Source organism: Lactobacillus sp. M0393 (assembly GCF_016102025.1).
Classification (GTDB): Bacteria; Bacillota; Bacilli; order Lactobacillales; family Lactobacillaceae; genus Lactobacillus; species Lactobacillus melliventris.
On record NZ_JACFPK010000002.1, the window covers coordinates 250,207 to 277,036 of the forward strand.

Genomic DNA, 26,830 nt, shown 5'->3' on the forward strand with positions numbered 1-26,830 from the left:
GAATATTTTATGGCAAAAAAAGTTACAAAAAACCAAGACGAAGAGGAAGAAAGCTTAGGCAAATTTATTCTTGATGTTGTCATAATGATGGCAGTAATTTTGGGAGTTTTCTTTGTTTTATTCCATTTCGTACTTTCTAATGATAGAGTTTCAGGGCCATCGATGCAACCAACGTTTGAAGATAATGATCGTTTAATCGCTGTCCGCCATTTCACTCCCAAGCGCAATGACGTGGTAGTGCTGCTTGCTCCAAAAGCTGCAAATGATACCCCTGGTGCTTATTACATCAAACGCATCATTGGTTTACCGGGTGATAAGCTGGTTTCCAAGAATGATAAGATGTACGTCAATGGTAAGCTCTTACCTGAGCCTTATCTAGAAAATCATTTTAAAAAAGCTAATAATGCTCAAGGACAGACGTATACGACCAATTTTACTTATAAAGTCCCTAAGGGTTATTATTGGGTAATGGGTGATCACCGCGATATATCTAAGGATTCGCATATGTTTGGACCTGTTAAAAGACAGAATCTGATTGGTAAAGTCAAATTCAGGTATTGGCCATTTAATAAAATTCAAGGTTTTTAACTTTAATTTTCTTTGAATTTTAGTATTTTTCCGTTAAAATAAATTGTAAAGGAGAATTTAATATGAATCAGCAGTTAGAGGAATTATCCGATGCAATTATTGACTTTCAAGTCAAACATCATGTTACTGATACGGATTTAGCTTTTGCTAGTCATTTGTCAGTTGAAAAGATTCATGCGATGAAAACTGGTGAAGGTGAATTTACTCCTGAAGAAATCAATCAGCTGTATGATTACCTTGCTGCGAATCATTGAAAAGTTTGTTATAAATATAGCCTGCAATTCGTCTTAGTTAACTGCAGGCTTTTATTTTTAGTAAATTTAGAAGAATGCTCATTATAGGACTAGTTGTAGTAATTATTCTACTTTTGACAACTTTAATAACTAAAAGCATTGCTGCTTTGACTTTCATCGTTTTTTGTCTTTTATCTGGTTTAACATTTTTATTATTTGTCTCATGGTTTCTTTTTTGGCTGTTAAAAAGACGCTAAAAAATTTTTTAGTATGCCTATTTTTATTTACCTTCCCTTGCCTCAAAAAACTTACTGAAAAGAATGGTGTCAAAAAACCAAAAAAATATGTTAATTATAAGCATTAATAATAATGCTATAGCTAAATCATCATTTGTACCTGTGGTTTCTCCCATCATAAACCTAAACGGAAACGAAATTATTTGTAGGCCAATGTTACTGGCTTTGATTGCAAGCCAGGCAACTAAAATAATGACTAAAACGGCAATTATTCGAAAATAAGCTTTGCTGAGCGCTTGCGGTAGATAGTCTAAAAGTGCACGACTGGAATAATTTAAAAAGCTGATAATGAAGTAACCAAAAAATGCGCAAAGAATAACCATCATAAGTGCACCAAAGAAATTAAACATAATCTCCAAGTCAACTTGTTGCAAATGTCTGCCAATATCAGCAAACAATTCGATTAGGGAGCTATGAAACTGACTATCAAAAGTGAAAGTTACAACACTTAAAATTAATGTGCAGATAATTTCTAATATCACAAAGAAAAGTAAAGCAGCAAATGAACTTAAAATGTTATCAAAGTAGAACTTTTTATCATCAATTGGTATTAAGCGCCAAGTCTGGTTACCACTCACCCTTTCATTTTGAAAACAGGTAGTTAAATAAAAGATTCCAGTGAACAGCCATGCTTGTACAATAAAAATAGCTAGCCATAATGTAAAAAAGTTAGAAAAAATGTGTCTGTTGATATAAACGTGGCCGTTATTAAAATTGAAAAAAGTCATCGCAAATGAGGCAACAGTCTGGATAATTAACAGAAGAGAAATCCATTTAGTTTTTAACCTAAAGAGTACGGTAAAATAACGATTAAAAATTGCCATTATTCCTCCTCCTCTCTCTGGTAAAAGCTTTCATAAAAATCTTCTACTGTTTGGTTATCCGCTCTAATTTCTTCAGTAGACTTTTGCATACAAATTGTCTTATTTTTGATAATGACAACTTCATCGAGAACCGCCGCAATCTCATTGACAAAATGATCAGAAATTAAAATAGTAGACTTTTCCTGCTTCCATAAGATGATCGATTTGATAATTTTTTTGCGAGCCATAGCATCAATGCCGGAAAAAGGCTCATCCAGAAGATATAAATCGGTTTTTCTGGAAAAAGTTAGAGCAATAACCAACTTCTCTTTCATACCCTTTGATAATTCAGATAAGCGCAGATCAGAAGCTAAATTCATGAATTTTCTTAACTGCTCAAATTGCTTTAGACTAAAATCATGGTATAGAATTTGGTAAAACTTGACGATTTCATTAATTTTAACGGAGTTAGAAAATCCAGTTAAACCGTCAGTAAAAGAAAGATGTTCCTTTCTTTCAGCCTCCTTAGCAAAGCCTGCAACTTTTACCGTGCCATGGTAATTTTTGGCAACTCCGCTGATAATTCTCATCAATGTGGTTTTACCTGCACCGTTTTCGCCCAAAAGAGCGACAATTTTTCCCGGTTTGAGTGTTAAATTTAAATCAGTAATAATTTTTTTCTGGTTCTTTTTGTAAACCAAATCGGTTATTTCTAAAGGGTTTGCCATTATTCACGCTCCTCTTTAAGATATTCAGATAAAGATTTGAGAATTTGTTCGTCAGATACTCCTAAAGAATTCATACTATGTACAAACTTATCTAGTTCCGCATTAATTAGTTCCCTTTTTGTTTTATCAAGTAAAGTAGTATCTTCAGTGACAAAATTACCTTCTCCCCTCTTGGTGTACAAAATACCTTCAAAATTCATCTGTTGTAAAGCACGTTGCACCGTGTTGACATTAACAGTGAGTTGCACTGCCAGTTCACGTACAGAAGGGATTTTTTTACCTGGCTTTAATTTACCGGTAATTATTTGTCGATATAGGTATTGCTTAATTTGTAAGTAAATGGGAATGTTATCTTTAAATTCCACAGGTCCACCATCCTTTGGCCGTAATACACCTATAATACACTATCATAAACTAGATTGATTTTTTCCGCAAACCTTTTAACATTTGTAGTTAAACTACTTTTTGTAAATAGTTGGTAAGTTTCTACTTTTTATTAGTAACCCTACTTATGTTCAGTTGCTTCATAAAAATGATTAATTAGGAAAATATTGCTGCCTAATAAAATAAGATCGCTAATTGCGTTTGCCAAAATTGCAAAAGGTAAACTACTAGAAAGATTAAGTCCATAATTAGTCGGATGAATCACTGATAAAAGAACTTGGTAAACAAAGATATTTTGGATTTTAAAGAAAAACCAGATTAAGCCGAAGATTATGACTATGTGTAATACTTTCACAACTGCGCCATTAATGTTTGCAGGGACAAAATCTAGTATTGCGCGGCTGGCAAAATTAAAGAAACTGATAACAAAATATAAAAAGAAACAACTTAAAATAGCTAAAACGATCGTACCAAGTATTATCCAGAATACATTAATGTCAAGATTGCGTTGAATTCTTTTTAATAAATCGCGGAAAAAGTATACAACAGGCTTATCGGTCAGATACGATGAAAACAGTAATATCATTACTGTGACGAATTCAAGTACAATAAAGTAAATAAAAGATACGAACGTGCTTAATACATTAACAAGATAAAATTGCCCATCGCTTATGGCTGCTAAGCGCCAAGTTTGACTGCGGTTAAATTTCTCGCTCTGTAATGGCGTAATAAAATAAACAAAAAAGATAACAAAAAAGGCCAAGAAGACAAAATATAATGCCCATTCCGGTAAAATTCCGACATTGTTTTGGGGATTTTTGCGGATATGCCAATTGATTACTTCATAATATGTAAAAAAGGCACATGCAAGAGCTGCAATTATCTGGAAAAAAAGTAATATGTGTAATTTTTTAATTTTAATTTTAAATAGTCTATTAAATAGTCTGCTAAATTCTGTCATTTGGGACCCCTTATTTTTTATTTTTGCTCGATGACAAATTGTCACTGATATAAATTGGTACTATGCCTCTACTTTATTTACTCTGCTTCAAAGAAATACTTAAATAAACAGATATTAATAACGTACATTATTAAATTAACAACTACAACAATTAAATTAAGATAGGGTAAAGTGTTGTTGTAAGCCGGATTTAAGTTTAAAAAATGCAAAAGGCTGCCTAAAAATTGGTCGACAAAAATTTTTTCTACTTTGGTAAAAAGCCAGGCTATTACGATAACAATAAAAATATGTAATAGTTTGACAATTAATCCGTTTGAAGCTACAGGAAGATAATCCATGATCGCTTTACTGGAAAAATTTAAAAAGCTGATCAATAACGAAATGAAAAGGCAACATAAAAGTAAGAGTAACATGATATCAAAAATTAAACGAATTGTATTCAGATCAAAATTTGGTCTAAATTGCTTAAACATTCTTTCGCATGATTTACGAAAAGCCTTGTCCATAAAAAATGAAACAATTAGTAAGATCCCTGCAACAATAATGTCAAGAAAAATGAAATAGAAAAAAGTAATAAACGAGCTTAAACTATTAGCAATATAAAATTTTTCATCAGTGATTGCAGTTAAACGCCAAGTTTGACTCCGATTAATTCGCTCATTTTTGACAGCCATATAAATAAAAAAGAAAATGATAAAAAAGACACTCAATAGACAAAAACCCATTAGCCAATCAGGTAAAAGTTCAGTGTAAAGATTTAAAAATTCACCAAACTCACCTGTACCAATCAGCAGCCCAAAAACAGAAAATGCTAAGGCACCAACTAATTGTATAATTAAAAATGAATAAACTTTCTTGGCTTTTTCTACAAAGAATCTGCCAAATAAATTTTTAAAAGAGGTCATGCTTTTCCCTTCTCCTTTGAAAACAATGAAACAGTATTAGGTTTTACTTCTCTCCTGCTTCAAAAAAGTGATTGATTAAGAAGACGTTAATGCCAAATATTATTAAATCAATAATAAACATCATTAATACAACGGATTCCAATCCCGCAAGACCTGTAGATCTTAGTAAAAGTATATTGATAATATAGTTTGCAAAGACACTATAGAGCCTAACTAGTAATCCTACCAAGACGATAATTATAAATATGCGCACGAAAGAAATTAGAATATGACTTGATGCATGTGGTAAAAAGTCTAAGATTGCTTGACTGGAAAAGTTAAGAAAACTAACCAAAAAGTAAAGAAAAAGACAAGTAAGAATTAGTAGTAACATAATGCCAATAAAATCAAAAATTGCAGTACTGTTTAAATCAACTTCAATCTGTAAATTTTTGCCAAATTTAGAATTAGTAAATATTGATAAAAATAAAAAACAAATTGCAATTAACACATCTAAGAGCACAAAATAAACCAATGAAACAAATGAACTTAAGATATTGGCAACATAAAACTTGCCATCACTGATTGGTGCTAAACGCCAGGTTTGATTTCTATTTAACCGTTCATTTTCAACTACAGTTAAAATGAACAAAATCGGTCCGAACAAGAAAGTTAATGATGCAAACAGTGCCATCCATCCTGGTAAAAACTCGAGATTATTGTTCGAATTAAAGTGAAATCTGCCAGAATAAAAACTAAAATAAGTAAAGAATGCTGAAGCTAGAGAACTAATGAATTGCAGAATAACTAAAAGATAAACATTTTTGGCTTTTTTCTGCAGTAACTTTTCAAACAAATGATTGAAAACGTTCATTATTCCTCCTCCGCATCGTATAAACCTTCATAATAATCTTCAACACTTTTATGATGCTCGCGGATCTCCTCAGTAGATTTGTGCGTGTAAATGGTTTTGTCTTTAATAATGACGATTTCATCAAGCATACTGGCTATTTCGTTGACAAAATGATCTGAAACAAGAATCGTTGAATTTTCCGGTTTCCATAAAATGATCGAATTAATTATTTTTTTGCGCGCCATGGCATCTATCCCCGAAAAGGGCTCATCTAATAAATAAAGGTCAACTTTGCGCGAAAATGCCAGGGCAATGATTAACTTTTCTTTCATTCCTTTGGACATTTCAGATAAGCGCATCTCTGAATCTAATTTCATAAACTGACGTAACTGTTCAAATTGATTTTGATCAAAGTCTTGATAGATGACCTCATAAAATTTAACAATTTCTTTGATTTTCGTTGAATTAGCAAAACCTGTTAATCCATCAGTAAATGACAGATGTGCTTTTCTTTCTGCAACATTATTCTCGCCTGAAATATTAACTGTCCCGTGATAGTTTTTGGCCATGCCACTGATGATGCGCATTAAAGTTGTCTTCCCAGCACCATTCTCACCTAGAAGGGCTACAATTTTTCCTGGTTGTAAATTTAAATTGATGTTATCCAAAATTGTTTTTAAATTTTTCTTGTAAGTTAAATCTCTTATTTCCAATAGATTTTCCATTTTTTACTCCCTACTTTAAGTGTTTAGTTAAAATTAAATTAAGCTGTCGAGCTGAAACTCCTAAGGCCTTCATATTATGCACAAATTTACTTTGTTCAGATTTGATAATGTCTTTTTTAATTTTTTCCAGTAATTTTTTATCATTAGTCACAAAATTACCCTCTCCTCTTTTAGTAATTAAAAGCCCTGATGTAGTCATTTGTTTGAGCGCTTTTTGAATAGTGTTCACGTTGACCATTAGATGGGTTGCCAAATTACGGACAGAGGGAATTTTCTGACTGGGTTTAAGTTTTCCGGTAATTATTTGGCGACATAAATTTTCTTGGATTTGAACATATATCGGCCTATCATCTTTAAACTTCATATTTCCCCTCTAACTGTATTACATTTATAATACACTATAATATTACAATAAACTTAAAAGTTATGCAATTACTTACTTAAAATCTTTTTCTGCGAAAAATAAAATAGCCAGCAATTATAAAAATAAAGATATAGATTAGACTACCTACTAAAAGTTCTTGGTTGTTAAGGTGGGTAGTTAAAACATACATGCCATAATTACCATATTGCCGGGTTAAGTCCACCATATTAAAAGGGTTCCATTTCATAATGTTTACCAGTTTGCCTCCGTTCATTAGGTCTGAAGAAATACTTTGACCCATGAATGTAACTAGAAGGCTTGCTGTAATTACAATTGCACTACTATTAATTAGGCACGAAAGTAAAAAAACAATAGCAATAATTAACATTGTAGTAACTAAATCTATTAGAGAAGCAGTTATCATGTTTAGCCATACTGGCTGATGATATAGATATGACGCTGACCAGTTAACTTGGTAATTAAATATGGTATAGCGCAAACAAATTGTATAAAAAAGAGCTAGCAGATGCAGAAAAACATTGTATAAGAATAAAACAATATACTTTGATAAGTAAACATATATTTTATTTGAGGATTTATATAAAAGTGTCAAAATCGTATTGTTTTGAAACTCCATTGAAAAACATGTGGCACCTACGATCACTAGGATAAACATGATAAAATCAGAAGAATCAAAAGTTAATGTTAAAATCAGCTTTTTACTTTCATCTGCTAAAGCGAAACCGGTAACAAGCATTAGAAAAAATAATATAATAGCTGCAATCCAGCTAATTTTGCGGTGTACTAATTTATATAATTCTTGTTTAATACTATAAATCATTTTAGTTATCTCCTCTCTTTATACTCGTCGATGTTTGAATAGATAGTATCCCAAGACCATAAAAATTATGCCGTAAACGATATTGGCTATAATTAGTTCAAGACTTGATAAGTTCGATTTTAAGCTAAGACTTGGCTTTGATAATTGCTGAGAAATAAAAGTCATATTTAAAAAGTTCCATTTAATAGTACTTATAAAATGGGGAAAGGTTTGCATTAATCCTTTGGAAAAGCTGGCACCAAAAAATGCTAGTCCAATTCCAAAACAAACTACTACGGAATTATTTTTAACCAGCATAATGAGCATAAAGGATAAGCCAATGCTAAAAAAGGAATAAATCAATGCTCCTGCCAGGTTAGCTAATAGACCATTTAAAAGAGTATGCCCATTATGAACGGCTAACCAATCATATCTGCCAGTATTAAAGATCACGCTTAACATCAAGGTAAGTAGAAATGCAATCACTGTTAGGAGAAAACTATAGACTAATACAACCAAAAACTTGGAAAAGTAAATTTGAAACTTGCTTGAAGTCTTATACTCCAGCATGATAATCGTGTTATTCTTGTATTCCATTGAAAAAATTGCAGATGCTACGGTAATAACTATTAAAGGAATCCACTCAATTGCACCAAATCCGTAGCTAAGGGATTGGCTTGTAATAGGATTAGTAAAAAAGTTGTAAATCATTGTTACAATGAGAATAATCAGACCATACAGAGCAATGTTTTCATGCCTTAATTTATAGATTTCCTGTTTAAAGCTTATAAGCATTCTGTCTATCCCCTTTTCTTTTCCAAGACATCAACTACAATTCGTTCAAGGTTGGCTTCAAGCGGCAAAATTTCTTTTAAATGAACACCTTCGTTAAAAAGCAGATCTTCTATTTTGTATATATCCTTTTGGCTTACTATCAAATAGTTTTCTTTTGCTTTAAACGTGATCTGGTAAGCAGCAAAAATCTTTTTTGCAAGTTTATTATTTTCAGTAGTCAAATGGTATTTTTGGTGACTAATTTTTTCAAAATCGGCAACCTCTTTATTCAAAATAATTTGTCCCCCAGAGATTAAGACAACTCTCGTCATTACTTTTTGTAATTCACTTAAAATATGACTTGAGATTAAAAAAGCTGTTCCTTGATCAGAAAATCTTTTGATTAATTTTCTTATTCGAATCGTTGATTCAATATCCAATCCGTTCATTGGTTCATCAAGAATTACAATTTGAGGTTGATTTAGTAAGGCGATTGCTATGCCTAATTTTTGCTTCATGCCAAGAGAATACCCTTTTGCCTTATCATTAATATACGAATCCATTTGTAATTCGGAAATCAAATGTGCCATATCTTTTTGGTCATGAGCATAAAGAGTTAAATTTTGTTTACCAGTAAGAAATGGGTAAATTGCAGGATGTTCAATTAATGCACCTGCCTTGTTTAAAGCATGATGATCATTTTCAGAAACTTCTTGCCCATTAACTTCAACTTTTCCTTTGAATTTCATTAAGCCCAAGATGGTTTTCATAATGGTGGTTTTCCCAGCACCATTTGGTCCAATTAAGCCTATTATTTCACCAGGTTTAACTTCAAAAGTAGCATTTTTGACTAGCACAGTTTTGCCAACAAATGTACTAACATTATCCAGTTGTAGTGCATTAATATTTTTCACTCTTAATCATCCTTACTAAAAATTATTATACTAGTGAGCTACATAAGTAATACACTAGTATAATAAAATAAATTTTATTTTTTTGCAAATTTATTTTTAATCAAAAGTCTTAGAATAATTTAAATGTTCCACATCTTGCCTGTTAATATTACAAGAAATAAAAAAGGCACCTAAAACCATTTTTGATAATGATTTTAGGTGCTCGTTAGCATATTTTTAATAACTGTGCATAATTTTGCTAACCTTTTACAAGCTTAAATTCCTTTATCAGAACAAGCTTTTAATTTTTAATCTTTTTATAAACAGCCTTAAAAAGAGCCGTTTTTGTTTCACTACTTATTAGCGGCAGCATTCATTTGTACCATTTTTATCATGACGTCTACTGCTTTTGCCATGGACTCCAGAACGGTATATTCAAACCTGCCATGCATGTTTTCTTGACCAGAGAAAAGATCCGGACAAGGTAAACCTCTATAAGTCAGAAGTGAACCATCTGTCCCTCCCCTTACAGGGTCTTCATTAATTGTTAAGCCTTCAGCTTTATATGCTTTTCTAGCTAAATTAACAATTTCCATGTGATCTTTAAGAATATCAGCCATATTGTAATATTGATCTCTCATGTTCAGCTTAATTCTCTCAGTCCCGAAATCCTCATTCATTTGATTGACAATAGATCTAACTTTATTTTTACGATCTTCCAGACCATCTCTTTCAAAGTCGCGCACGATGTATTCCATTTGTGCGTTATCAACTGTACCAGTAAAATTGGTAAGATGATAAAAGCCTTCTCTGCCCGCCGTTTTTTCAGGCACTTCGTTTTGTGGAAGCTGATTTTGGAAGTTAATGCCAACTTGGATAGCATTAATCATCTGATCTTTTGCCACAGAAGGATGCACATTTACTCCTTGAATATCAAGCGTGAAAGTAGCAGCAGAAAAAGTGCCCCAATCTAACTTACCAGGAGCTCCGCCATCAACCGTGAAAGCAAAATCTGCCCCAAATTCATCAATATCAAAATGCTGGGCCCCCATGCCAATTTCTTCGTCTGGAGTAAAACCAAGGCGAATTTTGCCGTGTTTAATTTCAGGATGGTTTAACAGATATTCTGCTAATGTAACTAATTCTGCTACCCCACATTTATCATCCCCACCTAATAAGGTGTCACCTGAAGCCGTAATAATAGTTTGGCCAGCATATTTTCTTAAGTTAGGAAATTCCGCAGGATCTAAATAGAATTCGGAATCTCCAAGGCGAATTTTTGATTTGCCGTCATAATTTTCATGAACTTGCGGTTTGACATTTTCCGCATTGAAGTCTGCGGTATCACAGTGTGCTAGAAGTCCCATTACAGGTACATCATAATCTACATTAGCTGGAATTTCGGCAATAACACACCCTGATTTTTGATTATAATGCACATCTTTCAGGCCAAGCTCTTCGAGATCAGGTAAAATAACCTGTTTTTGAAAATCTTCTTGACGCTTAGTTGAAGGAAACCTGTCTGAATGCTCATCAGAGCGTGAATTAACTTTGACATATTTTAAAAATCTTGGTAATAAATTTGGATACTCCATCTTATCTCCTTAATTAAAATAAATCTTGAAATGGGTTAGTTGATACTTCAGATTGGGTAATTTCGACATTCCAAGAATGTTTTTTATTCCATTCAAGCAACTTTTGATAAATTTTTTCTTTAAAAATCTTTTCAGTGTAGTGACCCGGATCAACTACCGTCAGACCGGCAGAAATCATATCGTGGCCCGTATGGTAATAAACATCTCCTGTAATAAAAGCATCAATATTCTCTTCTACTGCTTGATGCCAATATTTGCCGCCATCACCGCAGATAAAACAAACTGAAGAAATAGTCTGCTGATTATCAGCAGTAATTAATCTTACCATTTTTACCTGCATCTTGTCTTTGACGTAATAAGCAAATTCTTCGGCAGATAGTGGTTGAAGCAATCTCCCCTTGCGTCCTATGGCAATTCCATCATCGTCTGGACAAAACGGTTCAACATCTTTCAAACCTAACTCTTCAGCTTGCCAATCACTTGAGCCATCTTCAGCCTTGTCTGAATTGGTATGAATAGAATAGACCGTAATGCCATGAGCAATTATTTTACCGTACATAGCATATTGGGGATTGGCAAAATCCAAGTTTGCAGCGGGGCGAAACATCAAGGGATGATGACTGATAATCAAGTCAACACCATTTTGCACTGCCTCGTCCACCACTTGTGGTCTGACATCTAAGGTGGTCATTATTTTAGTGACATTTTGCTCAAGTGAGCCTATTTGGATGCCAATTGGATCACCTTGGCTAGCTATTTCTTCTGGAAAGTGTTGCCTTAAAACGGCAACTATATCCTCTACTTTAGTCATTTATTTCTTCCTCAATCATTTTTATTTCATACTCAATTTGCTTAATATGTGCCCCATCTTTTTCCTGGGCCTTATTTAAATTAGTTAGCAGCCTTTGATGGTAAGCTAATTGATCACGCCATTTTTGATAAAAAACTTGATTTTTTTCTTTTAGAATTTCAGGTCCAAAAAATGTTTGCCGATCAGTTAAACTGATAGTATTTTCCAGCTCTTGTGCCTTAATCAGTTCATATATATGCCCGGCTTCAGTGATAATTTTTTCGTTAATAATTTGATACTTATGTGCTGAAAGCCATTCACGCACACCCGGCTCCCCCACATTAGGCTCCAAAATTAATGTAGCAAAATGAAAATTTCTTGACCAAGCTTCGTTTAAAATATTGGTCATTAACTTGCCACCCATACCGGCAATTACCACTGTATCAATTCTGTCTTTGGCGCTAATTGTTTCAAGTCCAGATCCTAAACGAGTTTCAATTTTGTTTTTTAAGCCAGCAGCAATGATATCTTTTTCAGCATTTTCTAAAGGCCCAGCTGCTACGTCGCTGGCAATAGCATAATCAACTTTACCTTCTTTAACTAATTGGATCGGTAAATAAGCGTGATCTGTTCCGATGTCAGCAATTCGGGCTCCTTGATCAACCATTTGTGCTAAAGTACGTAATCGTAAATTCATCCTCATCCTACTTTCTTTATAATAGAATTTTAGCATAATGCTTTTTATAAGATAAAAATAAAATAACGAATTTAGTTACTCTTATTATTAGTTTCTAAATCAATCTGGCGGTCTGACAGCGCTGATACATCTGTTAGCTTCATTTAGAACTAAAGCAAAAATCATTGCTTGCTATATTAAAACAAAGTGTAAAAATTTTCTTTTTCTTTCTAAATTGCTATTTTATAATTGATTGTAAGACTTAAAAGAAAGAGATATTTCATTTAATGGATAGAACCGAACCAGTTACTTTAACGAATATGTGTATGATTAAAAGCAAGAATAAAATATTAGTGTTGAATCGTAATGACCCCTCTTGGCCAGGACTTACTTTTCCAGGTGGCCATGTTGAAGATCATGAATCCTTTTATGATTCAGTGGTGCGGGAAGTTAAAGAAGAAACAAATTTAAATATCAAAAACCCGCGCCTATGTGGCATTAAGCAATTTTATGATGAAAATGATCACCGCTATCTTGTTCTTTTTTATATAGCGACTGAATTCACTGGCACAGTCAAAGCCTCAAGGGAAGGCAAATTGACGTGGATGACTAAAGAAGAACTTTTCCAACATGAATTAGCATATAATTTTGACCGCGACTTGCTGGTATACTTTAACGAAGATATTGATGAGCATATCTTGGACGGTAAACGGGATGAATTATTTTAAGAAGTATCGAAATGCTTTCTGAACCAGCAATTAAGCGTTAGCATTTAGGACAAATAGTAGTCCAAGAAATTCTGATTATTATGGTACCTGGATTATTTTTATCTATTAAGCCCTGACTAAAAGCAGAATTATGGCCCTAATAATTTTGCTAACTTTGTTTATCATGGTTCTTCTGCAACTAACCCTTCTACGCGAAAACATCTTTAAGCAAATAGTCCAATTTAATCATTATTTTCAAGCCGTTAAAGTCCAAATATATTTTTTGGTACTTCACAAAATCGGAGCAGGTTTTAACAAAGTTTTTAATACTTAAGAACTTTATCTGTTTGTTAACTCCTCTTTCTTTGTATGAACTAGTTATGCTAGTTCCTATGGCAGAACTAACATGGGAGTAAAATAAATCATAATTTGAGCAAATTATAACTTGTTATTGTTTGAAAAGCTGCTTGTTTCTATCCCGGAGATTTTTACAGTTTTTAATCATTCATGGTTGCAAATTATAAATTCGTTTGCGGCAGGTATTGTTTTTGCTGCAGTTTATTTATATACAATACTTTTTTTGGTTAATATGGGCTATCATGCAGTTTATGATATACTTTTTTTAACTACTGCTTCTACGGTTATGACTGGGCCTAATGCTTTAAATTGGCAGTATTTAATTTTGACGACTTCAATTTATCTCATTTTGCCTTTTTCTTATTATCAGGTAAGCGAAAAAGTGTTATCGCATATAATTTGCAGCAATGGGGACTAGAAAATAAGCATGGTGCCAGCGAATTAACTTTTAGCTAATAAAAAAGACAAGATTTTTCAAATCTTGTCTTTTGTTTGGCTAACTAATCTAGGAAATCACGTAATTGATTTGACCTACTTGGATGTCTTAGTTTACGTAAAGCTTTAGCTTCAATTTGACGAATACGCTCTCTCGTAACTCCAAACACTTTACCAACTTCCTCAAGTGTTCTAGTTCGACCATCATCAAGTCCAAAACGCAAGCGAAGAACATTCTCCTCGCGATCAGTTAAAGTGTCAAGCACTTCTTCTAATTGTTCTTTGAGCATTTCGTATGAAGCATGTTGTTCAGGACTAGTTGCATCCTTATCCTTAATAAAGTCACCTAAATGTGAATCATCCTCTTCACCAATAGGAGTTTCCAAAGATACTGGTTCTTGTGCAATTTTTAAAATGTCCCTAACTTTAGAAGTAGGCATATCCATTTCTGCCCCGATTTCTTCAGGAGTTGGTTCACGTCCTAAGTCCTGCAACAGTTGTCTCTGAATTCTAATCAACTTGTTAATTGTTTCAACCATGTGGACCGGAATTCTGATAGTTCTAGCTTGGTCGGCGATCGCACGGGTGATAGCTTGTCTAATCCACCAAGTTGCGTAAGTTGAGAACTTGAAACCTAGGCTGTAATCGAATTTGTCCACGGCCTTCATCAGACCCATATTTCCTTCTTGAATCAAATCAAGAAACGACATACCACGGCCTACATAACGTTTAGCAATAGAAACCACTAAACGAAGATTGGCCTCAGCCAATTCTTGTTTAGCTTCTTCATCACCTTTTTCAATCCTTTTTGCCAAAGAAATTTCTTGATCAGCATTTAGTAAGGGTACGCGGCCGATTTCTTTCAGATACATTCTGACTGGATCATTCATTCTGACACTTGAAGGTGCCGACATATCTTTTAATTCAGCCTTTTCAACATCTTTTTGCTTTTTTAAAGCTAATCTCGAAGGATTACCCTTCTCGTCAACAATGCTAATGCCATTATCTTCAAATTCCTGAACTAATTGGTCAACTGCTTTTCCCTGTAGTTTATAGGGCTTAATCAATTGAGCAACGAATTCTTTTTCAGTAATAGATTTATCTTTTTTAACATCTTTAACTACCTTTTTGACCATTTTGTCTAAAGATAATTTTTCGGTGTTAGCGGTTTTTCCATTTTCTACCACAATAAGCCCCCCTTTAACCCTGGATTCTTTTTAACTGCAAAATTTTACGAGTAATACTTAATATTTCATCCGTATCAGTTTTACGTTTAGCATCTTGTAAATCATTCATTAATTGCTGCAATTTAAAATCAATTTTTCGCCTGTTTAAAGCATTAATTTGCTCATCGATTTCGCGGTCTGAAAAATCCTGGGGCATGTCTGTCATTTCAGCATTAACTATTATACCTTGAAGTTCACTAGGAATAAAATCTAAAAAACTATTAACTCCCGGATTTTCTTGATTTTCACTAAAATTTAACCATAATTCCGCTAATTTTTGATATTTAGAGTCTGGAAATAAAAATTGATGTGATAATAAATATTCCCGAGCATGTCTTGAATGAATAAATAAATATAATAACCGAGTTTGAATAGGATCGTTTTTACTATAATTCTGTTCAGGTTCAACAAAAGAGCCGGAATAGTTGCTATTTGCTTCTTCAGGTTGCGCACTATAATTGGCTTGGTGCCTTCTAGCCGCATTTTGCTGTCTGCGATATTTGGTAAAATTAACTTTGAGTGAATCCTTAGAAACACCTTGTTGTTGCGAAATCTTATCCAAATATAGATCTTGCTCTACTGGATTAGACAATTGAGCAATCTCTTTCACTGCTTCGTCGAGATAAGCTAATTTTTCCCGGTCATTTGCTAAATTATATTTTTGAGCCAACCTTTTAAGAAAAAAGTCTGTAGGAGTTAAAGCACCTTTAACTTCTTCCTGATATTTTTCCCAACCATATTTCTTTACATATTCATCAGGATCCAGCTTTTCCGGCAGAACTACTATCCCTAAATTAAAGTCCCCAATATTATTAAACATTCTGGCTGCACGTTCTTCAGCGTGAATTCCTGGATCATCTCCGTCATAATTAATGATGATGTTTTTAGTGATCCTGCGTAACATATATATCTGTTGATCAGTCAAGCTGGTTCCCATAGAAGCTATACCAGATTTAATTCCTGCTTTATAGGCCGCAATTACATCCATGTATCCTTCATACAAAATTAAATGCTTTTCACTGCGGACTGCTTTTTTTGCTTCCGCAAAATGAAAAAGAGTTTTAGATTTAGTAAAAATTTTGGTTTCAGGACTATTAATGTATTTAGCTTCTGTTTTATCTGGCGAAAGCCTTCTACCAGAAAATCCAACCACATAGTCGCCTTCATCAGTGAGAGGAAACATCAGCCGATCTCTAAAGCGATCAAATAATTCACCAGTCTGAGATTGCACAAATAAGCCACTCTCAGCCAAATCTTCATCTTTAAATTTCTGGTCTCTTAAATAAGTCAAAAGCAAATTGTTTTGCTTAGGAGCATAACCAATACGAAAATGAGCAATTATTTCATCGTTAAGACCACGTTGTTTAGCATAATTATATCCTGGTCTACCAGCATTTGTTGAAACTAATACTTTATGATAAAAATCGGCAGCCTCCTCATTAATTTTTATTAAAATATTGGAAAACTTTGGTTTTTGGTTATTATATTGCCCGATATCAATATGACCAAAATCAGCAACTTTTTGAACACTTTCAGGAAATGTAAGATTTTCTTTATACATTAGAAAAGAAAACACATTACCACCTTTGCCACAGCCAAAGCATTTAAAAAATTGTTTCCCTTCATTAACAGTAAAAGAAGGAGTTTTTTCTTCGTGAAATGGACAAAGACCAACATAATCTTTGCCTTTCTTTTCTAGAGAAACATACTGGCTTATGACATTTACAATATTGACATTATTACGAACTTTAGCAATAGTTTCTTCAGGTATAAGACCGGCCATCTTTGCACCTACTTTTTATTTAATGACTAATTTGCTTAAATCACCCAATCGCTTTGAAAGTTGTGCCACATCACTTAGCTGTGCCAAACGATTATTTTTAACAGCTTCATCTTTAGCCATAATCATATTAGTTTCGAAGTAAAGATCAATTACTGGCTGTAATTTCACAAATCCGTCATAAAGATCTGCTAACTTATCAATTTTACTTAAATCGTTAACGCCCTCGGCAAGTTGGGTTTCGGTATCGTTATCAAATAAGTCCTTGTTAACAATATTCTTACCTTTATATTTTGCCTTTTTCAAAATATTATTAATTCTAATTAAACTTTCAACTACTGGTTTGAATTTATCATCATCATGATGTAATTGCAAAACTTTTGCTGCAGCTAAAATTTGTATGGGATCCTGCTGACTTGAAGCTAAAACTGCATCAATTATGTCATATTTATAATTATTTTTCTGTAAATACTGTTTAATACGATCACGGATAAATAAAGAAATTTCTTCTTCCTGTTCAGCTTTTTTAGGCAGCTTAGCTGGAGTTTGATTTTCAAGAACCGACACAATCTCTGGTAAGACATCATTAAAAGGTAATGACCAATTCTGATTTATTAAAATGCGCACAATACCATAAGCATAGCGGCGAAGAGCATATGGATCATTTGATGAACTGGGAATCATACCAACAGCAAAGAAAGTAATTATAGTATCTAATTTATCTGCTATAGATAACAAGGAGCCAACAGTTGTTTTGGGCAAATTTCCTTCAGAAGTGGTTGGCATATAATGCTCTGCAATTGCTGCGGCAACATCATCCTTTTCACCAGCCAATTTGGCATAATGCTTGCCCATGACACCTTGCAATTCAGCAAATTCTCCTACCATTTGAGTTACCAAATCAAACTTATATATTTGGCTAGCACGATCGAAATCACTGACAACTTGCTTATCTAGGTGCCATCTTTTTGCTAAGAAATCACCAATGATATTGACACGCTTCATCTTCTCAGACATTGAGCCAATTTTGTCATGAAACGAAACATTGTCCAATTTTTGTACAAAGTGACTTAGAGGATATTTTCTGTCTTCATCATAGAAGAATTGCGCATCATCAAGTCGTGCTACCAAGACCTTTTCATTTCCTGAAACCACATTTTCTAAGTAATCTTTATTACCATTGCGCACAGCAATAAAATGATTAATTAATTCTCCATTTTGATCATAGACTTCAAAGTAACGCTGATTATCCTTCATCGAAGTGATAAGAACTTCTTTGGGCATCTGCAAATACTTTTTAGCAAAAGAACCTGCAAAAACAGTAGGATATTCAACTAAATTTGTTACCTCTTCAAGTAAACTTTCATCAGGTTTAATTTGCCAATTATTTTTCTTAACCAATTTATTCATTTGGTCAATGATCATTTTCCGACGTTTATTTGCGTCAACAATCACAAACTGATCTTTTAACGCATCTTCATAATCGGAACTATTGGCTAAAACTACGCTATCTCCCAGAAAACGATGCCCTGCCGTCTTTCTACCAGCTGTAATGTCAAGAATTTTTACGGGTATTACATCACTGCCATATAGTGAAACAAGCCAGTGAATAGGACGGACAAATTCGAATTCGTGAGAATCCCACCGCATTTTTGTGGGAAAAGTCATAGACTTAATGATTTCACTCATTCCCAACAGGATATCACTTGTTTTTTTACCCTCTTTTTTTACATGCACGTAAGCGTATTCCGTACCTTTTAATTTGTCAAAATAAATATCGTCAGTGGTCATTCCCTGGCCACGGGCAAATCCCTGTGCGGCTTTGGTCCAATTCTTATCTTGATCAAGAGCAATTTTCTTTGCCGGTCCCTTTTTTATTTCATCAATATCTTCTTGTTTTTCTGCTAAATCTTCAACTAAAACAGTTAGTCTCCGAGGTGTTGAGAAAGTTTTAGTACATTTAAAGTTAAGACCTTTTTCTTTAAGAAACTTTTCTGTTCTCTGCGCAAGCTGTTTAACACTCCGTTCAACAACATGAGCTGGCATTTCCTCAGTACCAATTTCAAATAAATAATCTTTAGCCATTTTCAAGTCCTGCTTTCTTATCTTCTGCTTTTTTCAATAATGGAAAGCCTCTTTTTTCACGTTCTTCTATAAAACATACCGCTACTTCATGAGCTAAATTTCTAATTCGAGCTAAATAACCCGCTCTTTCAGTAACTGAAACAGCTCCCCTGGCATCAAGCAAGTTAAAAGTGTGTGAACATTTTAAAATATAATCGTATGCCGGTTGAACTAAATTTAAGCCGATTAATTCTTTAGCTGTTTTTTCATAGACATCAAAAAACTGTAAAAGATCTTCCTGATTTGATTCTTCAAAAGCATACTTGGAGTTCTCATATTCAGCTTCTTTAAAAATATCACGGTACAAAACGCCATTGCCCCACTCTAGGTCAAAAACAGAGTTGACATTCTGTATATATGAAGCTAATCGTTCCACACCGTAGGTAATTTCACTCATTGTGGGTTTAACATCAAGTTCACCAACGGTTTGAAAATAAGTAAACTGACTTACTTCCATTCCATCAAGCCAAACTTCCCAACCAACACCGGCACAGCCCATTGAAGGGTTTTCCCAGTTGTCTTCTACAAACCTAATGTCATGCTCAAGTGTATTGATACCTAGTTCTTTTAAGCTGTCTAAGTAGTATTGTTGAATATTTTCCGGTGCAGGTTTTATCACCACTTGGAATTGATGATGTTGAAACAATCTGTTAGGGTTATCACCATACCTACCGTCAGCCGGACGTCTTGATGGCTCGACATAACATGCAGCCCATGGTTCTGGTCCCACAGCGCGTAAAAAAGTATAGGGACTCATTGTTCCTGCTCCCTTTTCAACATCGTAAGAGGGCATTACCATGCAGCCCTTTGAAGACCAAAATTTTTCTAATTTAAAAACCATATCTTGAATAGTTAATTTTTTCTTTGCCATTTATATTTCCTTCCTGCATCAGACCATAAAAAAAGCCTATGCAAAACATGCATAGGGACGAGATTTAATCGCGGTTCCACCCTAATTCAGGAAATAATTCCTGCTCTTAATTAAATTGACTAGAGGTGCCTTTTCCCAGATGCTCTCCCACTGTTTTGCACTCGCTTAACAGGTACTTTTTTTATCCTCATTATCGCCAAAATACATTATTATTTTACCATAAAATTCAGTGAAGCAGAAGACTCACTCGTTTAATTTAAGTTCATCTAAAAACTTTTTAGTTTTGAGGTTAAGATCAATTGTTTCCTGATATATGCGGTCAATAGCCTTACGGGTCGCCGTTTTGGTAGCAGTATTTATTTTGATGTCGCCTAACCGTTCAAAAGGAAGTAAAAAGATCGTTCTTAAAACAGCAGTTTCCTTTGGTTTTAAATGTAATCGGCCAGGATCTGTATCAAAATGCTGACTACATAAAATGCCACCACTTTTAATGGAATAATCAAATTCGCCTTGTTCTTTACCACAAATAACGCAATGACGCATTTCTGGCTCAACGCCATAAGCTTGCAATAATTGCATTTGCACAATTTGGGTGATCATTTCAGGATCAGTTTCAGCGTTAATTTTTTGTAACGCAAAATTTGCCAGATTATAGTATTTACCCAGATTTTGATATTCAATAAAAGCATGATCTATCAAATCAAGGATAAAAGAAGCATATGCATTTTTAGTTAAATCACTAAACAGGCCATCAAATTGACTGACGTCTTTATAAGTTCTGAGCGTACTTAGACCGTGACCAGTAAAATATATGACATAAGTGCCATAGGAAAAATTAAGTAAAGATGCACCTAGTTTTGATTTTGGCTTAAGTGCTCCATGAGCAAGTAGAGTAATTATTCCATTATTCTTGGTCATTATTTTTGCCAATAAATCTGCCTCACGGTATTTTTGCCTTTTAAAAATAATCCCCTGCACTTCTTTTAATTGTCGTGCCATTTTAGCTAAAATCCTTGGGATTATAGCCTATTTGCTTTAAAAAGCGTGGATCAGAACGCCAATTATGTTGAACTTTAACCCAGAGATGCAAATTGACTTTTTCACCTAACAAATCTTCAATTTGATGTCGGGAATTAATGCCAATCTGCTTCAGCATCTTTCCGCTTTTGCCAATAATAATTCCTTTTTGACCATTCTTTTCAACATAGATGGTAGCTTCAATTTGCAGTTTATTATTTTCATGCTTATTCATTTGTTCGACCCAAACAGCAGTAGCATGAGGAACTTCTTCAGCAGTCAGGTTTAAAATTTGTTCACGAATTAATTCTGCTACCATGAAATATTCAGGGCGATCAGTTATTTGATCTGTTCCATAATATTTTGGTCCTACAGGTAAATATTGATGCAACACCTGAATCAGATCACTAATCCCTATTCCCTGCGTTGCAGAAACTGGCAAAAATTCCTTAAAAATGTCCAGTTGACGGTATTGATCAATAATTGGTAACAGTGCGTTGGGATTAACCTGATCTACTTTATTAATAAGAAGCAAAACTGGAACCTTCGCTTTTTTCAACAAATCAGTAATATAAGCATCACCTTTGCCCATTTTTTCTGGTTCAACCATAAATAAAATGAGATCGACATCGTTTAAGCTAGACAAGCTGGCTTTATCCATATAATTATCTAAATCAAGGTGAGGCTTAAATATACCGGGAGTGTCAACAAAAACCGCCTGCATATCATCAGTGGTTAAAATGCCAGAAATCTTGTTACGCGTAGTCTGAGGTTTACTTGAGGTAATAGCAACTTTTTGACCTACTAAATAATTCATTAGGGTAGATTTACCAACATTAGGTCTTCCTAATAAAGCAACAAAACCAGATTTATTTTTTATATCATCAGTCATTATTTTCCTCTGCCTTCATCAAGTTGATCCGGATATAGTGGCAACCCATATTCTTCTAAAACTTTACCCTGAATTTTAAACATTACTTTTGCTTCATTTGGTTTAATATGATCATACCCATTAAGATGCAGAAAGCCGTGAACCAAGGTATAACCAAATTCGCGTTCCCAACCTGTACCATAATCCTTACTATGACGCATAATTACACTCGGACACATAAATAGATCGCCTATATCCTCACTGAATTCTGGATCGTCTTCAAATGTACTGTAATCCAACAGGTCTTCACCATCTTCAATGGCAAACGAAATAACATCAGTCGGTCTGTCTTTGTCACGATATTTCTTATTAATTTCATTGCTTTTCTCTTCATCAACAAAATTAATACTCATTTCCAAGTTATTCTTTTTAGCAATATCATTTTTAGCAAGCAAAAGAAGGTCATTAATCCATTTCTTCCAATCACGCGTTTTATCATCAAGAAAACCAACTTCATCATTGAAAGTAATATCAATTGGGTTCATTAATTTTATTTATCTTCCTTTTCATATGCATTAATAATCTTGGCAACAACCGGATGACGAACAACATCGTTAGCTGAAAACCAAATAAATTTTATTTCAGCAATATTTTTTAAAATTCTCTGGGCATCAATTAATCCACTATGTTGTTTTCCAGGAAGATCAACTTGAGTCATATCACCATTAACAATCATTTTTGAATTGAAACCCAGTCTTGTTAAAAACATTTTCATTTGAGCATCAGTGGTATTTTGAGCTTCATCTAAAATCACAAAAGCATCATCCAAAGTGCGTCCGCGCATATAAGCTAAAGGAGCTACTTCAATAACTCCCCGTTCCATTAAATGATCAGTAGTATTTGTTCCTAATATAGCATAAAGAGAGTCATAGATTGGCCTTAAGTAAGGATCAACTTTTTCTTTTAAATCACCAGGTAAAAAGCCTAATGACTCTCCTGCTTCAACAGCAGGCCTAGTTAATACAATTCTAGAAACTTCTCCTCTTTTAAAAGCAGCAATTGCACATACCACCGCTATAAATGTCTTACCAGTACCGGCAGGACCAATACCAAATACAACATCATTTTTTTCAATTGCTTCTACATATTTTTTCTGCCCCATATTTTTAACTCTAATCGGTTTGCCTTTAGCATCCCGAATTAAAATCTTTTTGTATAAGTCAGGAAAATATTCCGTAGTACCTTTATCGGCCATTTTCATGGCACTCACAACATCAGCGGGACCAATGTTGATATTGGCATTAACTACATTATCCAAAGCTTGCAGAACAGCTGATACTTTCTTGATATTTTTATCTTCACCCTGAATGGCAATGCTATTACCAGTGTCAATTACACTAGTATTATAGCCAGTTGATAAAAGATTCAAGTTACTATCATTAACTCCAACTAGTTTTTGGATATTTTCAGGATTTTTAGGAATAAAATTGGTTTGGGCCAAATAACTCTGCTCCTTTTCTTGCGTTTAACCTAACTGCTTGCGCACCGCATTAGAAGCTGCTTTACCATCAGCTTTACCTTTTATTTTAGGCATCAAAGCTTTCATCACTTTGCCAAAATCGGACTTGCCCTTAGCTTCAGTTTCAGAAATTGCTTGGGAAACAGCCTGGTTGAGCTCTTCATCTGTCATTTGCTTAGGCAAATAGTTTTCAACAATAGCTAGTTCCTGTTTGGTTTCTCCAACTAAGTCGTCTCTATTAGCCTTGGTAAATTCTGCAATTGATTCCTCACGCTGCTTCTTTTCTCTGCTGAGAACTGTCAGTTCTTCATCAGCGGTTAAATCATGACCAGCTTTTATCTTTTCATTCATCAAAGCTGCTTTTATCATGCGCACTGTGTTCAATTTTACTTTATCACGTGCTTTCATTGCGTCTTTCATATCTGACATTATTTGCTCAGACAAACTCAAATAAATTCCCTCTTTCTGTGTAAAGTCTAGGTAAATTATATCAAATTTGAACCTTAGTTTAAATTAAATAATGCCTTAAACTTTTGATATTTGTAATAAAAAAACGACTTCTATCTTTTGATAAAAGTCGTTTATAATTAATAATGTCTACGTTTACGAGCTGCTTCAGACTTGAGTTTCCTACGAACGCTAGGTTTTTCATAGAACTCGCGCTTACGGTATTCTTGTAGAGTACCGCTTCTAGAAACGGAACGTTTAAAACGACGAAGAGCATCATCAATAGACTCGTTTTCGTGAACGACTGTCTTGGCCATATGTGATCCCTCCTTCCATTTCTTGACGTTACCGTCATACATTTAACTAAATTATATCAAACATCAACAATCGGTCAATACAAACGTTCAATATTTTTTAGAAAAAAGTTAACCTGTTAATGACTTTGGTTAAATTGTATAATAAATTAAAAAAGGAGTAAATGATGGCTGAAGAGACACCAAAAAAAGAAGTTAACATTATAATTATTTCAGATTCTGCCGGAGATACAGCGTTTAATAATGCTGTAGCTGCCGCAGCACAATTTCCTGACGCACAAATCACTTACAGAAGATATCCTTTCATAATCAATAAGGAAAAATTAGAGGAGACTTTTGAAGAGATAATACAATACCCTAATTTGTTACTTATTTACAGCTTGGTAAAAGATGAAATGCAAATACCAGTTATTCGTTTCGTCAGAGAACATCACATACAAAGTGTAGATATCTTATCACCTGCAATTGAGTCTATTCAAAAATTGACTGGTCTTAAACCTGAGCAAAAAATTGGTGCACAACACAAAATGAACCAAAAATACTTCGATCGGATTTCTGCAATGGAGTTTGCTGTAATGTATGATGATGGGAAGGATCCTAAAGGGTTTTTGGAAGCAGATGTTGTTCTGCTGGGAGTTTCAAGGACTTCAAAAACGCCTTTATCTTTATTTTTAGCAAACAAAAATTTGAAGGTAGCGAATTTACCTCTGGTTCCTGACACCCATATTCCTAAGGAAATATATCAAATTGATCCTAAAAAGATTATCGGTTTGACTAACGATTTATCCGTTTTAAATGAAATTAGGCGGGAAAGAATGATTTCTTATGGCTTGAGTCCTGATACATCTTACTCTAATACCGATGCGATTAAAAAGGAATTGGATTCTGCACAAAAGCTTTATGATAAATTAGGCTGTTTTGTAATTAATGTTGCACACCGCTCAATTGAAGAAACAGCAGCTATTATTATGAATCATTTAGGAGTACAAAAGTAATTTCTAGGGACATATTTTAAGCTGAAAAGGGCTTATTTAATAAATCACCAAGTATAAGAATTCATAGGCTGATTAATTGCAGTAAAATGGCTCAAAAAATAAAATAGAAGTAGGTAATAACAGCTTTTAGTTCATAGAAAGGGCCAAATTATGCAAGCAAACAATAAAAAACTAGATACTGCGATTTTCGCTGGTGGGTGCTTCTGGTGCATGGTTAAACCTTTTGATTCACTGCCTGGAATTAAGAAAGTGATTTCTGGATATACAGGAGGTCATGTCCCAAATCCTACTTATGAGCAAGTTTGCACTGGAACTACTGGTCACACAGAGGCCGTGGAAATAACTTTTGATCCTGAAATTATATCGTATCAGAAATTATTGGACTACTATTGGCAAGTAACGGATCCTACAGACGCAAGCGGACAATTTCAGGATCGTGGAGATAACTATCGTCCAGTAATTTTTTATAATTCCCCTGCTCAAAAAGAAGCAGCTGAAAATTCAAAAGAAGCTTTACAAAAAAGCGGCAAATTTGATGACCCCATTGTTACTCAAATTGAGCCTGCTAAGCCGTTTTATCCGGCAGAAGATTACCATCAGGATTTTTACAAAAAAAATCCTTTCCGGTACAATCTTGAAGAGTCTGGTGGCAGAGCAGATTTCATAAAAAAACATTGGCAGAATTAATCAAAGTTTTGACCAAAAGTGCTTTAAATTTTACGTAGTTGTGTTAGTATACTTAAGAAAAATACTAGTTTTTATATTTAATATGAAAACTAGTATTTTATTATTTTATAAAAATTAATTAGAGTGCTTAATAAAAAGGATTTATTAACAATGGATCAACTTGACGCGTTCAATCGGCGGTATAACCTACTATCAAAAATTTCTGCATCTTTTTTTTATTCATTAGCGGTTGCCGTAGCTTTAAATTTCTTTTGGACACCCGGCCACATGTACTCTTCGGGGGTTACTGGTTTTGCACAATTGATTAACACTATGAGTGAGCGGTTTTTGCCCTTTACCTTGTCAACTTCAGTCCTCTACTTTGTTCTTAACTTGCCCCTACTTCTTTTAGCGTGGATAAAGATTGGCCATAAATTTACCTTCTTTACCATTATTACCGTCATTCTTGGTTCAATTATGATGAGAGTCATTCAACCAGTAAATATGCATATTGACCCCCTTGTCTGTGCTATTTTTGGTGGTATGATCAACGGACTGGGAACAGGTTTTGCTCTAAAGAATGGTATTTCAACTGGCGGACTGGATATCATTGGAATAGTGATTCAAAGGAAAACGGGTACTAGTTACGGTAAAATCAGTATTTTAATTAACCTGATTATTATTGCTGCTGCGGGTTTTGCTTTCGGCTGGACCCGTGCCCTTTATTCAGCTTTGACAATTTTCATCAATGGCCGTGTAATCGATGCTGTATACACTCAGCATCAAAAATTACAAGTCACAATTGTTACAGAAAAGCCTAAAACAATCATTGATGGCATTCAAGAAAAAATGCACCGGGGCATCACTATCTTTCATGATGTTGAGGGTGCATACAGCCATAACGAGAAAAAAGTTCTCATTACAGTTATTGATAGATATGATATGTATGACGTTTTACATATTGTTAAAAAAAGCGATCCTTATGCTTTTATGAGTGTTACCGAAGTAGAACGAGTTTATGGCAGTTTTAAGGAACAAGAAATAGTTTAGGCTCTTTGTCAAATCCTGTTGATAGAGCTTAAATGAATAGAATCAAGCAGCTAAAAAACTGCTTGGTTCTTTTTCTTTTACCTT

General features: G+C 34.0%; 30 protein-coding genes. 6 read left to right on the plus strand and 24 right to left on the minus strand.

What is annotated here, in order from left to right:
* The first annotated feature begins 9 nt into the window (after window positions 1–9).
* Window positions 10–588 carry a signal peptidase I gene (gene lepB / locus H3R29_RS02515; protein WP_110446101.1) on the plus strand — a complete coding sequence of 193 codons (579 nt, stop codon included), beginning with the start codon at window positions 10–12 and terminating at the stop codon, window positions 586–588.
* A gap of 62 nt (window positions 589–650) precedes the next feature.
* A complete protein-coding gene (locus H3R29_RS02520; protein WP_046324857.1) occupies window positions 651–842 on the plus strand; it encodes an LBP_cg2779 family protein in 192 nt (63 codons plus the stop codon).
* 259 nt (window positions 843–1,101) lie between these two features.
* On the opposite strand, the gene H3R29_RS02525 is transcribed toward H3R29_RS02520, so the two are convergent.
* The 14 genes from H3R29_RS02525 to H3R29_RS02590 all read right to left on the minus strand — a co-directional run bounded on the left by H3R29_RS02525 (window position 1,102) and on the right by H3R29_RS02590 (window position 12,388).
* Window positions 1,102–1,941, minus strand: a complete 840-nt coding sequence (locus tag H3R29_RS02525; RefSeq protein ID WP_198202491.1) for a hypothetical protein — start codon at window positions 1,939–1,941, stop codon at window positions 1,102–1,104.
* Entirely contained in the window at window positions 1,941–2,648 is a 708-nt protein-coding gene (locus H3R29_RS02530) for an ATP-binding cassette domain-containing protein (RefSeq protein WP_198202492.1), read from the minus strand. Before H3R29_RS02530 ends, H3R29_RS02525 begins: the two co-directional genes overlap by 1 nt.
* Window positions 2,648–3,013 (minus strand): GntR family transcriptional regulator, encoded by a 366-nt coding sequence (locus tag H3R29_RS02535; protein ID WP_038522688.1) that lies wholly within the window; start codon window positions 3,011–3,013, stop codon window positions 2,648–2,650. The genes H3R29_RS02530 and H3R29_RS02535 overlap by 1 nt, the downstream gene beginning before the upstream one ends.
* A gap of 140 nt (window positions 3,014–3,153) precedes the next feature.
* Window positions 3,154–3,993 (minus strand): hypothetical protein, encoded by an 840-nt coding sequence (locus tag H3R29_RS02540; protein ID WP_198202493.1) that lies wholly within the window; start codon window positions 3,991–3,993, stop codon window positions 3,154–3,156.
* Between the two features lie 77 nt (window positions 3,994–4,070).
* On the minus strand, window positions 4,071–4,898 hold the full coding sequence (locus tag H3R29_RS02545) for a hypothetical protein (protein WP_198202494.1): 828 nt from the start codon (window positions 4,896–4,898) through the stop codon (window positions 4,071–4,073).
* A gap of 43 nt (window positions 4,899–4,941) precedes the next feature.
* On the minus strand, window positions 4,942–5,751 hold the full coding sequence (locus tag H3R29_RS02550) for a hypothetical protein (RefSeq protein ID WP_198202495.1): 810 nt from the start codon (window positions 5,749–5,751) through the stop codon (window positions 4,942–4,944).
* Window positions 5,751–6,455 carry an ATP-binding cassette domain-containing protein gene (locus tag H3R29_RS02555; RefSeq protein ID WP_198202496.1) on the minus strand — a complete coding sequence of 235 codons (705 nt, stop codon included), beginning with the start codon at window positions 6,453–6,455 and terminating at the stop codon, window positions 5,751–5,753. The genes H3R29_RS02550 and H3R29_RS02555 overlap by 1 nt, the downstream gene beginning before the upstream one ends.
* A gap of 10 nt (window positions 6,456–6,465) precedes the next feature.
* Window positions 6,466–6,819, minus strand: coding sequence for a GntR family transcriptional regulator (locus H3R29_RS02560; RefSeq protein WP_198202497.1), 354 nt, complete (start codon window positions 6,817–6,819; stop codon window positions 6,466–6,468).
* Window positions 6,820–6,895: 76 nt separating this feature from the next.
* Window positions 6,896–7,660 carry an ABC transporter permease gene (locus H3R29_RS02565; RefSeq protein ID WP_198202498.1) on the minus strand — a complete coding sequence of 255 codons (765 nt, stop codon included), beginning with the start codon at window positions 7,658–7,660 and terminating at the stop codon, window positions 6,896–6,898.
* Window positions 7,661–7,678: 18 nt separating this feature from the next.
* Entirely contained in the window at window positions 7,679–8,434 is a 756-nt protein-coding gene (locus tag H3R29_RS02570) for an ABC transporter permease (protein WP_198202499.1), read from the minus strand.
* Between the two features lie 5 nt (window positions 8,435–8,439).
* Window positions 8,440–9,327 (minus strand): ABC transporter ATP-binding protein, encoded by an 888-nt coding sequence (locus H3R29_RS02575; RefSeq protein WP_198202500.1) that lies wholly within the window; start codon window positions 9,325–9,327, stop codon window positions 8,440–8,442.
* A 332-nt stretch (window positions 9,328–9,659) separates the two neighbouring features.
* Entirely contained in the window at window positions 9,660–10,901 is a 1,242-nt protein-coding gene (gene pepT, locus H3R29_RS02580) for a peptidase T (RefSeq protein WP_198202501.1), read from the minus strand.
* 13 nt (window positions 10,902–10,914) lie between these two features.
* The gene (locus H3R29_RS02585; RefSeq protein ID WP_122037609.1) at window positions 10,915–11,712 is read right to left on the minus strand and encodes a Nif3-like dinuclear metal center hexameric protein; all 798 of its coding nucleotides are present in this window, start codon (window positions 11,710–11,712) and stop codon (window positions 10,915–10,917) included.
* Window positions 11,705–12,388, minus strand: coding sequence for a class I SAM-dependent methyltransferase (locus H3R29_RS02590; protein ID WP_198202502.1), 684 nt, complete (start codon window positions 12,386–12,388; stop codon window positions 11,705–11,707). Before H3R29_RS02590 ends, H3R29_RS02585 begins: the two co-directional genes overlap by 8 nt.
* A gap of 266 nt (window positions 12,389–12,654) precedes the next feature.
* Between H3R29_RS02590 and H3R29_RS02595 the strand changes: the two genes are divergently transcribed.
* Window positions 12,655–13,095: an 8-oxo-dGTP diphosphatase gene (locus tag H3R29_RS02595; RefSeq protein ID WP_198202503.1), complete on the plus strand. Its 441-nt coding sequence runs from the start codon at window positions 12,655–12,657 to the stop codon at window positions 13,093–13,095.
* 836 nt (window positions 13,096–13,931) lie between these two features.
* On the opposite strand, the gene rpoD is transcribed toward H3R29_RS02595, so the two are convergent.
* From rpoD to rpsU, 10 genes are all read right to left on the minus strand, one after another.
* Window positions 13,932–15,053, minus strand: a complete 1,122-nt coding sequence (gene rpoD, locus H3R29_RS02600) for an RNA polymerase sigma factor RpoD (protein WP_084619548.1) — start codon at window positions 15,051–15,053, stop codon at window positions 13,932–13,934.
* A 13-nt stretch (window positions 15,054–15,066) separates the two neighbouring features.
* Window positions 15,067–16,875 (minus strand): DNA primase, encoded by a 1,809-nt coding sequence (dnaG, locus tag H3R29_RS02605; protein ID WP_198202504.1) that lies wholly within the window; start codon window positions 16,873–16,875, stop codon window positions 15,067–15,069.
* 15 nt (window positions 16,876–16,890) lie between these two features.
* On the minus strand, window positions 16,891–18,957 hold the full coding sequence (glyS, locus tag H3R29_RS02610) for a glycine--tRNA ligase subunit beta (RefSeq protein WP_198202505.1): 2,067 nt from the start codon (window positions 18,955–18,957) through the stop codon (window positions 16,891–16,893).
* The gene (gene glyQ / locus H3R29_RS02615; RefSeq protein ID WP_198202506.1) at window positions 18,950–19,867 is read right to left on the minus strand and encodes a glycine--tRNA ligase subunit alpha; all 918 of its coding nucleotides are present in this window, start codon (window positions 19,865–19,867) and stop codon (window positions 18,950–18,952) included. Before glyQ ends, glyS begins: the two co-directional genes overlap by 8 nt.
* 243 nt (window positions 19,868–20,110) lie before the next feature.
* Window positions 20,111–20,866: a DNA repair protein RecO gene (gene recO, locus H3R29_RS02620; RefSeq protein WP_122026099.1), complete on the minus strand. Its 756-nt coding sequence runs from the start codon at window positions 20,864–20,866 to the stop codon at window positions 20,111–20,113.
* A gap of 1 nt (window position 20,867) precedes the next feature.
* A complete protein-coding gene (era, locus tag H3R29_RS02625; RefSeq protein WP_046324877.1) occupies window positions 20,868–21,776 on the minus strand; it encodes a GTPase Era in 909 nt (302 codons plus the stop codon).
* Window positions 21,776–22,300, minus strand: a complete 525-nt coding sequence (gene ybeY, locus H3R29_RS02630) for an rRNA maturation RNase YbeY (protein ID WP_198202507.1) — start codon at window positions 22,298–22,300, stop codon at window positions 21,776–21,778. Before ybeY ends, era begins: the two co-directional genes overlap by 1 nt.
* 5 nt (window positions 22,301–22,305) lie before the next feature.
* Window positions 22,306–23,256: a PhoH family protein gene (locus tag H3R29_RS02635; protein WP_046324879.1), complete on the minus strand. Its 951-nt coding sequence runs from the start codon at window positions 23,254–23,256 to the stop codon at window positions 22,306–22,308.
* A gap of 24 nt (window positions 23,257–23,280) precedes the next feature.
* A complete protein-coding gene (locus H3R29_RS02640; RefSeq protein ID WP_198202508.1) occupies window positions 23,281–23,724 on the minus strand; it encodes a GatB/YqeY domain-containing protein in 444 nt (147 codons plus the stop codon).
* Window positions 23,725–23,861: 137 nt separating this feature from the next.
* Complete coding sequence (gene rpsU, locus H3R29_RS02645; RefSeq protein ID WP_009560161.1) at window positions 23,862–24,038, minus strand: 30S ribosomal protein S21; 177 nt, start codon at window positions 24,036–24,038, stop codon at window positions 23,862–23,864.
* Window positions 24,039–24,202: 164 nt separating this feature from the next.
* Here rpsU and H3R29_RS02650 point away from each other — a divergent pair, with 164 nt between their 5' ends.
* The 3 genes from H3R29_RS02650 (at window position 24,203) to H3R29_RS02660 (ending at window position 26,746) form a co-directional block, all read left to right on the plus strand.
* Window positions 24,203–25,030, plus strand: a complete 828-nt coding sequence (locus H3R29_RS02650) for a pyruvate, water dikinase regulatory protein (protein WP_198202513.1) — start codon at window positions 24,203–24,205, stop codon at window positions 25,028–25,030.
* A gap of 150 nt (window positions 25,031–25,180) precedes the next feature.
* A complete protein-coding gene (gene msrA / locus H3R29_RS02655) occupies window positions 25,181–25,717 on the plus strand; it encodes a peptide-methionine (S)-S-oxide reductase MsrA (protein ID WP_198202509.1) in 537 nt (178 codons plus the stop codon).
* Between the two features lie 150 nt (window positions 25,718–25,867).
* Window positions 25,868–26,746, plus strand: a complete 879-nt coding sequence (locus tag H3R29_RS02660; protein WP_046324883.1) for a YitT family protein — start codon at window positions 25,868–25,870, stop codon at window positions 26,744–26,746.
* The last annotated feature ends 84 nt before the right edge of the window (window positions 26,747–26,830 follow it).